General features: G+C 59.9%; 12 protein-coding genes and 1 pseudogene. 5 read left to right on the top strand and 8 right to left on the bottom strand.

All coding sequences use genetic code 11. From position 1 onward, the window contains the following. Positions 1-16 precede the first annotated feature (16 nt). From QQL24_RS18425 to QQL24_RS18390, 8 genes and pseudogenes are all read right to left on the bottom strand, one after another. Positions 17-517: a hypothetical protein gene (locus tag QQL24_RS18425; RefSeq protein ID WP_348536469.1), complete on the bottom strand. Its 501-nt coding sequence runs from the start codon at positions 515-517 to the stop codon at positions 17-19. Between the two features lie 212 nt (positions 518-729). Next, complete coding sequence (locus tag QQL24_RS18420; RefSeq protein ID WP_284313755.1) at positions 730-873, bottom strand: hypothetical protein; 144 nt, start codon at positions 871-873, stop codon at positions 730-732. A 152-nt stretch (positions 874-1,025) separates the two neighbouring features. Then, a complete protein-coding gene (locus tag QQL24_RS18415; protein WP_284313754.1) occupies positions 1,026-1,235 on the bottom strand; it encodes a hypothetical protein in 210 nt (69 codons plus the stop codon). 146 nt (positions 1,236-1,381) lie between these two features. Further along, positions 1,382-2,137 carry a hypothetical protein gene (locus QQL24_RS18410; protein WP_431310713.1) on the bottom strand — a complete coding sequence of 252 codons (756 nt, stop codon included), beginning with the start codon at positions 2,135-2,137 and terminating at the stop codon, positions 1,382-1,384. 92 nt (positions 2,138-2,229) lie between these two features. Continuing rightward, positions 2,230-2,838 carry an OmpA family protein gene (locus QQL24_RS18405; RefSeq protein WP_284313752.1) on the bottom strand — a complete coding sequence of 203 codons (609 nt, stop codon included), beginning with the start codon at positions 2,836-2,838 and terminating at the stop codon, positions 2,230-2,232. 35 nt (positions 2,839-2,873) lie between these two features. Then, on the bottom strand, positions 2,874-3,221 hold the full coding sequence (locus tag QQL24_RS18400; RefSeq protein ID WP_284313751.1) for a cysteine rich repeat-containing protein: 348 nt from the start codon (positions 3,219-3,221) through the stop codon (positions 2,874-2,876). Between the two features lie 299 nt (positions 3,222-3,520). Continuing rightward, complete coding sequence (locus tag QQL24_RS18395) at positions 3,521-3,880, bottom strand: HdeA/HdeB family chaperone (protein WP_284313750.1); 360 nt, start codon at positions 3,878-3,880, stop codon at positions 3,521-3,523. A gap of 72 nt (positions 3,881-3,952) precedes the next feature. Then, positions 3,953-4,144: pseudogene (locus QQL24_RS18390) on the bottom strand (haloacid dehalogenase-like hydrolase); the annotation flags it as partial. Positions 4,145-4,338: 194 nt separating this feature from the next. Here QQL24_RS18390 and QQL24_RS18385 point away from each other — a divergent pair. The 5 genes from QQL24_RS18385 to QQL24_RS18365 all read left to right on the top strand — a co-directional run bounded on the left by QQL24_RS18385 (position 4,339) and on the right by QQL24_RS18365 (position 11,506). Further along, the gene (locus QQL24_RS18385) at positions 4,339-4,674 is read left to right on the top strand and encodes a hypothetical protein (RefSeq protein ID WP_284313749.1); all 336 of its coding nucleotides are present in this window, start codon (positions 4,339-4,341) and stop codon (positions 4,672-4,674) included. A gap of 309 nt (positions 4,675-4,983) precedes the next feature. Next, positions 4,984-5,691: an IS6 family transposase gene (locus tag QQL24_RS18380; protein WP_284313748.1), complete on the top strand. Its 708-nt coding sequence runs from the start codon at positions 4,984-4,986 to the stop codon at positions 5,689-5,691. Positions 5,692-6,525: 834 nt separating this feature from the next. After that, positions 6,526-6,933, top strand: coding sequence for a FixH family protein (locus tag QQL24_RS18375; RefSeq protein ID WP_284313747.1), 408 nt, complete (start codon positions 6,526-6,528; stop codon positions 6,931-6,933). After that, positions 6,930-8,345: an efflux RND transporter periplasmic adaptor subunit gene (locus QQL24_RS18370; RefSeq protein ID WP_284313746.1), complete on the top strand. Its 1,416-nt coding sequence runs from the start codon at positions 6,930-6,932 to the stop codon at positions 8,343-8,345. The genes QQL24_RS18375 and QQL24_RS18370 overlap by 4 nt, the downstream gene beginning before the upstream one ends. Beyond that, positions 8,342-11,506, top strand: coding sequence for an efflux RND transporter permease subunit (locus tag QQL24_RS18365; protein WP_284313745.1), 3,165 nt, complete (start codon positions 8,342-8,344; stop codon positions 11,504-11,506). The genes QQL24_RS18370 and QQL24_RS18365 overlap by 4 nt, the downstream gene beginning before the upstream one ends. Positions 11,507-12,010: the final 504 nt, after the last annotated feature.

Raw genomic sequence — 12,010 nt, 5'->3', positions numbered from 1 at the left:
TCTTGGCAATTTCAGTTCATGTGGAATGCCTCGCAGGGGCCTTCTTGATCGTAGTGAAGCTAGGTTCAGAAAGAAAATTGGCCCGTTCGATCTGTCTGGCGATTAAGTTGACAATGCCGGCCATGACACCCTTCATGTCGCCCGCAATCACGGACCTGAACGGCTCCTTGTTCGCCCACTCCGGGTGCTTCGGCGCCAAGCGCTTGATCTCTTCGAGAGCAAACATAAGCTGGATATAAGGCGGCTGTTCGACCCAATGTGTGCCATCATTGTCGAAGGTCGCAATGCGCGCCTCCGGGGCGACGAAGTCTGGGCCGCCCTCTTTCGTCACTCTAGCGACGAAGCTGATGATAGACGTTTTTGTCGCACCTTCGCTCCATGACGGTAGGGGGTCGGACTGAGTGAAGGACACGGCACAGAGCAACGGCTTTTCATGGGCGGCGAGGCCGGCTTCAATCCGAAGCCGTGCATCACGAGACGGGCAGCAAGTTGTGAAGCCGTCCGTCTCGAAGCTCACCTTGATTAGTTACCCCTACCCTTTGCCGCAGCCTGGGCTTCTTCCATCCGCTTATCCATCTCGGCTTTCACGGCGTCAAGATTGAAGCTCGCGCCTTTCTGCATGGGCGGGTAGTCGATAAAGGTCTGGAGTTCCTTCCCAACCACCTCCTGGACGAAAACGAAGCGCCAGAATTGATACTTGAACCAGTCGAAATATTGCTGAGCGCCATCCTACGTCCCGTTGTTTGGCCAGCCTGTTCTTTCGAACGGATCGAGTCGCAGATTGGTGACGTAGGGCACGTCGGGATGGGTCTTTTCGCCGACCCAGCCATCGGGCTGATCGATGAAGCGGAATTTATAGTCGTCGATGCGCACCGCGCCGACGGTGCTTTCGCCGAGATAGAAGATCTCATGACGCGCGGACGGCCCCTAGCATTGATCGCCTAGTAATACCGGTCGAGATTAGTTTATGCATTCCGTATCTCCCATAAAAGACTAATCTTTCAGGTTGGCCATACCCTTGTCGTTCAACGGCAGACGCGGCGCCCGTTAACGATTGCACATCTTGGACGAACAACCGGGGCCACGGCGACTGGCTTGCGGACGACAACCGCACCGCGCGGACCCGCGCACCCTGCTCTGACAACGCCGCGCGCGCACACCACGGCATTAGCCGATGTAGGCGCGAACGTCGCCGCAGATGCGGCAAGGCACAAGGTGATCAGGATATATCTCATGATTGAGATCCTTAGGTTTGAAAGGAATAAGACTGCAAGGACTGCCGTTATGGCGAAGTAAGTCTTGGAATCGAAATTCCCCGAGCCGCTTTCTCGCTCGGAAAGCAGGACCCCACGGCAGCTTGAAATTGTGGCCTCGCTTCGCCTCAATAGCAAGGAGGATAGGGGTAGTAGCCACAGGCCGGTGGTGGGGGGGCATAATAGGGATCGGCGACGGCCGCTCCGACAGCCGCGCCCACGACAGCCGCGCCAGCCACGGCGCCGGCGCCATACCATGCGCCATGATAGACCGGTGCATGCCAGTAAGCGCCGCCACCGTGCCAAGCGCCTCCGCCGCGCCAGGCATCGCCATAGCCGCCCACATGCGCGAAGCCCCCGCCGTACCGTCCGCGGACTGCGAAGGCGTCAATAAACACGGCTGTCGGGCCGGAACCTCCGGACAACTGGCCTTCCAAGACGTCAACGTCGAATGTGAGAGTGGTTCCCTGAAGGGTGGGCTTCTTAAGCGTCACGACCGCATCATCGACATCCGAGCCATCGCCGCCGAGAACCGACACAGTCGCGTTGGGCGGATCGATGGCGAAGTTGTTCTTGCCTTCGTCCCACTGCATGATGAACTGCTCGGTGGTCACATGGCCAGCCGCCCGCACTGGCCGATCGGCAAACACGATCGCGTTGGTCGAAACGCCCGTCAGGATCAGCTTGCCGCCCTCCAGTTTCGCCCCGTTGGAGTTGATGACCGCAAGCGAGGGCACAGGAGCCGTGGCGGTGACTTCTCCGATTGTCTTTTGCAAAGGAATATGCGGCTTCTTGACGACGTCCTCGGCGCGGGCGCCCAGGCTTGAGAGTGCGAGACTTCCGCCTATAAGTAACAACTTAATTGCGAGGTTTGTCATTGCCATGTCCTTGTTACTACGCGGGAATGCGAAGAAAGCGCTATGGCCAAACGGAGCGACAGGATGATCCGTCAAAGACCTCTACGGTGTACGAATATTCATTTCGGAAGATATTTTCCGATATTGATGACCTGAACGCGACGATTGATAGGATTTTTGGGGTTCTTACTGTCCTGAAGTGCCTCTTCGCCGAGGCCGACGGCTTCGAGCCTGGCTTGATCCACCTGAAAAGTCGTGACCAGGGCCCCGACGACGGCATCGGCCCGCGCTTGGCTGAGCTTCATGTTGTCCGCTCGATTGCCGGTAGTGTCCGTATTGCCGGTGACGACGAACTTATAGCCGCCGAGGAGGGGATGGTGCAGAGCATCCGCGATCGCGCCAATGGTCGCGTAGGATTCGGGCCTGATGATCGCGGAGTTCAATGCGAACTGAATCTGCACGTTGATCTGCGACAGGTTATCCAGACGAACGCCCATGGGTTGCCAGCTCTGCGGAATACCGGGATTGTCCTTCATATGCTGGAGCGCGGCCTGCTGGATGATTGCTCCGCTCAGCCCACGAGGAGCGGCATCCGCAGCCTTCGTCAGATTCTCTAGCATCTGATCGCCGCTGATCGTGCTCTGAGCCGAAGCTGCGGTCGCGAACGCACCCGAAACTGACACAAGGACGAAGAAGGCGATGGCAAAACGGCTGAGAACGGGCGTCATGATCTTGGCTTTCCTATTGTCATGTGACATCGCGTTTAGTTCCAACCGGCGTCTGCCAACGCCTGCTTACAGCTGGTGCTGACAACGCGTGTGGAGGCATTCAGGCAGCTCAGGAAATGCCCATTGCCATAGGCGACGCCGTTGCAGTATTGGCGTGCGTCAGCTTTGCAGACCTGCGGGACAGCCGCTTGGGCGGCGGCACGTTTGGCGAGCGAATCCGAAACCGCCTTATAGTCGGCGACGCATTGCGGATTGAGCTTGGCCTGGGTCTTCATGAGGCAATCGCGGAGCGCGCCTCCGCCCATATTCACCTTCGCGCAGAACCTCGTTATGTCCTTGCCGCAGCTGCGGGCAATCAGGGCGCCAGCCTCTGAATAGCTCATCGTTTGGGCCGAAGCGACCCCCGGGCCTCCAGCCGCTATCAGCGCCCCGGCGAGCGCGATCCCTATCAATTTCATCGCCTGTCCTTACTTGATTTGATCTGCCTAGGCCTATGCCAATTCATATTCGTTCTGGGGCGAGCTAAATCTTGAACATAGTTCACGGGATGGCTGGAAAGATCATGCAGAATAGAAAGCTTGCCACGACGGTCTCTGACGCAAGCAAACATAACTATGTGGTGGCCCGAACACGCAGTTAAACTTTAAAACGAGCCTGCCATTTTTAATCCCAGTGCTACGACTCACTTCAATTCAATACCTAACTTAATGCGATCATCCTTAAATATTATAGCCATTGCTTCGATAATTTTCTTTTCGGGATTAGCCTTGCAGTAGACGATCACCTGATGTTCGACCTCGCGGCCCTTCTTGAAATCCAGAAAGTGCTTATGGGCAAGACCGTTGTACCAACCGCTATACCAGGCTGTCAGCGCGTCAGCGTCTTCCTGATAGGTGCCGGCAAGCTGAGCGCAAGTCAGCGTCTGAACGTCTAGGAAGCCATTCGCATCGACGTAGTCTGTCAGAGGTTTGGGAGTCTGCGCGAAAGCGCTTGTTGAGAAGAATCCGACAAGTGCGGTTGCAGCTAGTAAAGTCTTGAGCATGGTTCACCTACATTTGAGGATTGAAAGACGTTTTAAGACCTGTGAAGTTGCGATGAGGGATGCAAGTGGGATTTATTTATACGAGGCCGGAAAGATTACCTTCCAGTTATTTTTCATGTCGACGACTGTCCAGCCCTTCGCCGTTGCCTCGTCCAGCGCCTTGTCGAGCGTGCCGATCTTGGAGTTGCGGTCATAGGCCCATTCGCGCTCGGCATCGGTGTGGTGGACCAGGGCCGCAAAGCGGGCGCCATCGCCGGCCGCGGTCCGAGAAACATGCGACGGGCAAGCAGGGGAGACAAGGCAAGCATGTCGAGCTCCGGTTTGTAATCCGAGGCGACCGAGCCCTGCGGCCTTCGAAAGCGGCCAAGAGGATCGGGCGCAACTGGTTCGGAGATATTTCCAAAAGAAGGGCGGGGACCGTTGGCCCTCGCCACTAGGGTCTCGGGAAACCGCTATTCGTGATTTCCGTGTGCCGCCTGCTGCGCCTGTTCGATCTTCGCCTTCAGATCGCCCACGCTGAACCTCGCACCGGCCTGCATCGGCGGATATTCGATGAAGGAGGGAAGGTACTTGGCGGTGATCTGGGCCGGGATCTGGAATCGCTACATCTCGTGCTTGAAGGAGTCCCAGTAGCCAACCGAGCCCTGCGCGAAACCATTGCCCGGCCAGTTCATGCGTTCGAACGGATTATGACGAAGATCGGTCAGAACCGGCATGTCAGGGTCAGCCCAATCGCGAGCACTCCTAGCGACTTTCCGGGGATAAAACGCTTCGGCATAATTTCTCCTCTCTGATGCGGGCAAGTGAAGACCTGGAGACTATTGAAGAAGACAAGCGCCATGGCGTCGTAAACATTACGACATCCCAAAGAATCTACGCTTGAGTTAGTCAATTCAAAAATACGAACGGCGCCAATGACAGTCATCGGCGTCGGAGTGAGCTTTGCGACTTCGTATTTTGGTCAATTTTAAGGCAGGTATGTGTTTATGACATCAAAAAGGATGAGTGTCATTGTTAATTTCGGCCAAGATTATAAAATAAATTGCTTGCGGGCCCTGTCAGAGCAAATTGCCGAAGGTGGCGGCGTCGGGTAGGGAGCGAGGATGGCGCGCCCCAAACTCAATCCGTTTCGCTATTTCAATTCGTCGCCAGACGTGATCCGCCTCGCGGTAATGATGTACGTTCGCTACCCCTTGTCATGGAGGAATGTGGAGGACCTGCTGCATGAACGGGGCATCGACATCTGCCATGACACCGTGAGATTTTGGTGGGACCGCTTTGGTCCGTTGTTCGCTGGCGAAATCCGCAAAAGGCGGGTGAGGGCTGGAAATTTCAGCCGCTGGCGCTGGCACGTCGATGAGGTTTTCGTGAAGGTCAACGGTAAGCCCCACTATCTCTGGCGGGCCGTCGATCACGAGGGCGAGGTGTTGGCGTTCTTCGTCAGCAAGACGCGGGACAAGGCCGCCGCTTTGAAATTCCTCAAGAAAGCCATGAAGCGCTACGGCCGTCCCGAGATCATCGTCACCGACGGGTTGCACTCCTATGGTGCGGCCATGCGGGAGATCGGCAACCTCGAACGCCGCGAAATCGGTCGCTGGGAGAACAATCGGGTCGAGAATTCCCACCAACCCTTTCGACGACGAGAGGCGGCGATGCTCCAATTCCGCAGGACGACGACGCTTCAGAAATTCGTCGTCGTCCACAGTCAGATCCACAACCACTTTAATTCGGAGCGTCACCTCGTCAGCCGGGAAATCTACAAACAGAGACGCTCGGCTGCCCTGGCCGAGTGGCGGGCTATTGCGGCCTAAACCGAGGTCCGTTTTGGCCCTCTTGCACCTGGCCGAGACCACTTGGAGTTAGCCTGACAGCACCAAGGGGGTGCGGGCCCCCGCAACCAATACACAGAAAACCCCAAGCAAACTCGGCGAGTTGCTTGGGGTTTTCTTTTTCTTCACCGGAGGCAAAAAACTCTGCCTCAATAAAATCAATAATTGAGTTTTGGGCTCAAATCGTCAGCAACCAAGCCATGATACTTGTTGCGAGCCATGACAGGCCAGAACCGTCAATGCACCCAAGATTAGAAAGTTGCCGGATGCATTTGGTGACGACCGCTCACCGATCGATAGCGAGACCGTGAACGGCATGTGTCTTCCAATCCGGGCGGCAATGTGAGATTTCTTCGATCGATGATCCGTTCCTGGTTCCGCCATCTGCTGCCCATCCTTGCGATTGTGGGCATGGTTCTTGCGCCCCTCGCTGCACCCGCCGGTGCTGGCGTGCTGGTGGCGGGGATGGCTGTGGCCTCACCAGGGATGGCGATGTCGGGCGACATGCCCTGCTGTGCTGACACTCATCAGAAGCACATGCCGGATTGCGGGAGGACGATGTGCCCGGACGTGGCTATCTGCATGGCCAAGTGCTTCGCGAGCGGTGCGGTTACCGTCGCGCCGCTTCCCGCGCCGTCGCATAGGACGCGATTGATCGGACTGTCGGCCCAAGCCCAGCTGACGGGTCTGGCGCCGCCTCCGCTGATAAGACCTCCAAGAACCTAGATTCTCGTCGTCGTTCTGTGCGCGGCTTGGCGCCGCCACGGCCTTGCTCCGCCCATCGGGCGGAGCTGACACCCGAATCCAGGTATTTGCATGTTTGATTTTCCTTCCACGCGCGCCCTCAGCGTCGCGCTCGTCGCGCTGTCGTTGAGTTCCTCCTTCTCATCCGCCCTGGCGGGAGCGGGTGATTACGAGTTCCAGCTCCTCCAGCCCGAAACGCAGGCGGGCAACGATGCCGTCGTCGCCGTCCGGCTCGTCGACAGGCGCTCCGGCAAGCCGGTTTCCGATGCCGTGATCTTTGCCTCGCGCATCGACATGGCGCCGGCCGGCATGGCGGGGATGGCCGCGCCGATCGAGGCAATTCCCTCCACCGAACCCGGCATCTATCGCTACAAGGCCCGCCTGGCGATGGTGGGGGACTGGCGTCTCTCGCTGGCCGCCAAGCTCCAGGGTGAGGCGGAGACGGTCCAAAGCCAGCTGACCTTCAAGGCCACGCCATGAGCTATCGGATCGCTTCGACGATCCTCACCTTCGCCGCGATTACCGCGGCGGGGGCTGGAGGATATTATGTGGGCCAGAACGGCCTGCGGTGGCCGGATGTGACGATCTCCGCTGCCCAGGCTACCCAGGCGGCGGCTGCCGCATCCGGACCGGCGGTCTATTATCGGGATCCCGACGGCAAACCAGCCTATTCCGCCGGACCACGCAAGACCGCGGACGGCCACGATTATGTGCCGGTTCATGCCGACCAAGACATCAGCTTCGACGAGGCGTCGGGTGAGGTGGTGGCGCCAGCGGTAGCCATCACGAAGGCGGCAAGCTCGGCGGGTGCCAGGCGCATCCTCTATTATCGCAACCCGATGGGCCTGCCCGATACTTCGCAGACGCCCAAGAAGGATTCGATGGGGATGGATTATATCCCCGTCTTCGAAGGCGACAGCGATGACGGCGATACCGTCAAGGTCAGCCCCCGCAAGCTGCAGCGCACAGGCGTCCGCACCGAAACGGCACAGAGCCGCGTCCTGTCGCTGCCCGTGCGCGCCTCCGGCACGATCCAGCTGGACGAGCGGCGCATCTCGGTGGTGGCGACACGCTCCGACGCCTTCATCGACCATGTCGAGGACGTCACGACAGGCGACCGCGTCAGCAAGGGCCAACCCCTGCTGCGCCTCTATTCGCCCGATATCGCCGCCGCATCGGCACAATATCTGTCCAGCCTCGGGGCCCAGGGCTCGCGGCAGCGCCTGGAGAACCTCAACGTTCCCGCCGAGGTCATCGACGAGATCGAGCGCAGCCACAAAGCCGCGACCTCGATCGTCTGGACGGCGCCACGCAACGGCATCGTCACCCAGCGCAACGTTGTGGAGGGCATGAAGGCCTCCCCCGGTGATGTGTTATTCCGGCTCGCCGATATATCGACGGTATGGGCGCTCATCGATGTCACGGAGCGCGACCTGCCGATGATTGCGGTCGGGCAGGCGGTGACGGTTCGCGCGCGAAGCTTCGTCGATCGGAGCTTCGCGGGCAAGGTCGCGGTCATCTATCCACAGGTCAACAAGGAGACGCGGACCACGCGAGTGCGGGTCGAACTGGTCAACCCGGAGGGCATCCTGCGACCCGACATGTATGTCGACGCCGAGATCGCCACCGGCATCCAGACGCCGGTCACCACCGTGCCGGTGAGCGCCGTCATCGACAGCGGCTCGAAGCAGGTCGTGATCGTCGACAAGGGCGAAGGCCGTTTTGAGCCGCGCGCCGTTACGCTTGGTCAACGCAATTCGGATTTCGCGGAGATCAAGGACGGTGTGGCGCCAGGCGACAAGGTCGTCGTCGCCGCGAACTTCCTCATCGATGCGGAAAGCAACCTCAAGGCCGCCTTGCAGGGCTTGGCTGCGTCGGGAGACGGCAAATGATTGCGTCCCTCATTACCTGGTCGGCCCGCAATATCATGCTGGTGCTGATCGCCGGCCTGTTTGCGGTCGCCGGCGGTGCCTATTCGCTGGCCCATCTGCCGCTCGACGCCATCCCCGATCTGTCCGATACGCAGGTGATCGTCTATACCGAAGATCCCGGCCAGGCCCCGCAGGTGGTCGAGGATCAGGTCACCTATCCGCTCACCACCGCGATGCTCACCGTACCCAAGTCCAAGGCGGTGCGCGGCTTTTCCTTCTTCGGCGTCTCCTTCGTCTACATCATCTTCGAGGACGGCACCGATATCTACTGGGCCCGCTCGCGGGTGCTCGAATATCTCAACGCGGCGGCCACGCGCCTGCCGGCGGGCGTCTCGCCGACGCTGGGCCCCGACGCCACCGGCGTCGGCTGGGTTTATCAATATGCGGTCACCGCCGAGAACCAGAGCCTGGCGGAGACGCGCAGCACGCAGGACTATGCGCTGCGCTACGGCCTTGCCAAGGCCGACGGCGTGGCGGAGATCGCCAGCGTCGGAGGCTTCGTCAAGCAATACAACGTGGTCGTCGATCCCCAGAAGATGCGCGATCTCGGCATCACGCTCGACAAGGTCCGCGAGGTCATCCGCGGCAGCAACACCGATGTCGGCGGGCGCACCCTCGAACTGTCGGGCTTCGAGTTCATCGTGCGCGGCAAGGGCTATCTGCGCGGCGTCGACGATATCGGCAAGATCGTGCTCAAGGTCGACAACGGCACGCCCGTGCTGCTCAAGGATGTAGCGCGGATCGAGCTCGGGCCAGACGAACGACAGGGCATCACCGAGCTCAACGGCGAGGGGGAGGTCGCCAGCGGCATCGCCCTCCAGCGCTCCGGCTCCAATGCGCTCGACGTCATCGACAACATCAAGGAGCGCATCGCCGCCCTGATGCCGAGTCTGCCGGAGGGCACCAGGATCGTGCCGGTCTATGACCGCTCCAACCTGATCCTGTCAGCCATCGAGACGCTCAAGCATACGCTGCTCGAGGAAAGCATCATCGTGGCGATCGTCTGCATCGTCTTCCTCCTGCATATCCGGAGCGCCCTTGTCGCCATCCTCATGCTGCCTGTCGGCATCCTGATGGCCTTCGGCGCCATGCGGCTGCTCGGCCTCGGCGCCAACATCATGAGCCTGGGCGGCATTGCCATCGCCATCGGCGCCATGATCGACGGCGCCATCGTGATGATCGAGAACGCCCATAAGCATCTGGAGCGAGCAGCGCCGGATAGATCCCGGGCCGAGGTGCTGATCGAGGCGGCGCGCGAGGTCGGCCCATCGCTGTTCTTCAGCCTGCTGGTCATCACCGTGTCGTTCATGCCGATCTTCACGCTTGAATCGCAGGAAGGGCGCTTGTTCGGGCCACTGGCCTTCACCAAGACGTTCTCGATGGCGGCGGCCGCCATCCTGTCCATCACGCTGGTGCCGGTGCTTATGATCCTGTTCGTGCGCGGCAAGATCATTCCCGAACACATGAATCCGATCAACCGTGCGCTGATCTGGGTCTACCGGCCGCTGATCCGCGGCGTGCTCAAGGCCAAGACGCTGACTATTGTGCTGGCAATCGCCGCGCTTGGCGTCAGCGTCTGGCCTCTCGGCAGGATCGGCACCGAGTTCATGCCAGCGCTGAACGAGGGTACGCTGCTCTACATGCCGACGACCTTGCCGGGCATCTCGGTGACGTCGGCGGCCCAACTGCTGCAGACGCAGGACCGCATCATCAAGGGCTTCCCTGAGGTCGCCTCCGTCTACGGCAAGGCCGGGCGGGCCGACACCTCGACCGATCCCGCGCCGAGCGAGATGTTCGAGACGGTGATCAACCTCAAGCCCAAGGATCAATGGCCGCCCGGGGTGACGACCGACAGCCTGACCGCCGAGATGGACAAGGCTCTCCAATTCCCGGGCGTCTCCAATGCGTGGACCATGCCGATCAAGGCGCGCACCGACATGCTCGCCACCGGCATTCGCACACCGGTCGGCATCAAGGTCCTTGGCAGGGACCTTGGCGAGATGGAGAAGGTCGCGCGCGAGATCGAAACCGTGATGCGCAACGTGCCCGGCACCTCCAGCGCCTATGCCGAACGCGTGGTCGGGGGCTATTATCTCGATATCGTGCCGGATCGAGATGCGCTTGCCCGCTACGGTTTGATGGTCGGCAACCTGCAGGACACGATCTCGATGGCGCTCGGCGGCGACGCCGTCACCACCACAGTGGAGGGTCGCGAACGCTATACCATCAATGTTCGCTATCCGCGCGACCTGCGCAGCGATCCGCAATCCATCGCCCGCGACGTGCTGATTTCGATGCCGAACGGCGGCACCGTACCCCTCGGCGAAGTCGCCAAGGTGGAACTCGCACGCGGCCCGACCTCGATCCGGACAGAGAACGGCCAGCTCGCCCTCTATATCTATGTCGACATGCACGACCGCGATCTCGGCAGCTATATCGCCGATGCGCAGAAGGCGGTGGCCGACAACGTTCACTTTCCGCCGGGCACTTATGTGCAGTGGAGCGGGCAGTTCGAATATCTGCAGCGCGCCGAGGCCAAGCTGAAGATCGTTGTGCCCGTGACGCTGATGATCATCTTCCTGCTGCTCTATCTGAACTTCGGGCGGCTCACCGAAACCCTGATCGTCATGCTGTCGCTCCCCTTCGCGCTGGTGGGCGGGCTCTGGCTGATGTGGTGGCTCGGCTTCAACCTGTCGGTTGCGGTCGTCGTTGGCTTCATCGCCCTGTCAGGCGTCGCCGCCGAGACCGGCGTCGTCATGCTGATGTATCTCGACCAGGCACTGAACGAGATCCGGGCGGAGCGGCAGGCCGCCGGCCGCGTCTTCACGCGCTCTGATCTTAACGAAGCGATCATGCTGGGCGCCGTCGAGCGCGTGCGGCCGAAGATGATGACCGTTGTCGCTATCATGGCGGGTCTCGTGCCGATCCTGTGGAGCACCGGTACGGGATCCGAGATCATGCAGCGCATCGCGGTGCCGATGATCGGCGGCATGGTCTCCTCCACCTTGCTGACGCTCATCGTGATTCCAGCAATTTATAGCCTGGTCAAGGGATGGGGGCTGCGATCAAGTGCTCCTGAATCTGCGACTGGAGATGTCCCAAATTTCATCGCAGCTGAATGACGACAACAAATGACATCGCAGCCGATGAAACGCGTTTCCCCCGTTGCGCTGCCAATGATCTATTAGAGCAAGATGCATTCAGGCAGGAGCGGAGTTTCGGATCAACTCACTGGTAGCAAATGCATTTTGCGATTCTTGGTGATTCGATCTGAAAGTAAAATGCCCTACCAGGCATGAATGATCCAATATGCCTGTCCTAGGGGCAGGCACCCAGTAAACGCGAGAATATCCCTGATGTTCAGGCTCCGGGAGATGTCGTCACGATAGATTTCATTGCCGATTGAGTTGGTTAAATGGAGCTCATCGGCGAATGCCGGTCTCGGTGGTGGTGAGCCCCCGCAACCATATACACAACGTGAAAGCCCCCGGGCGGCCCCAACCGCACGGGGCCTTTCGCCCTACGTTGGATCCGTTTGATCGCTTACGCGCCCCTGCTCATTGAGCTCGTGTTCCACATCCATCAAGACCCAGGGGTCCACCAGCAGGCCTTTGCGCTCGTAGCCG

This window comes from Labrys miyagiensis (genome assembly GCF_030160835.1).
Classification (GTDB): domain Bacteria; phylum Pseudomonadota; class Alphaproteobacteria; order Rhizobiales; family Labraceae; genus Labrys; species Labrys miyagiensis.
This window is presented reverse-complemented; position numbering and strand designations above follow the sequence as displayed.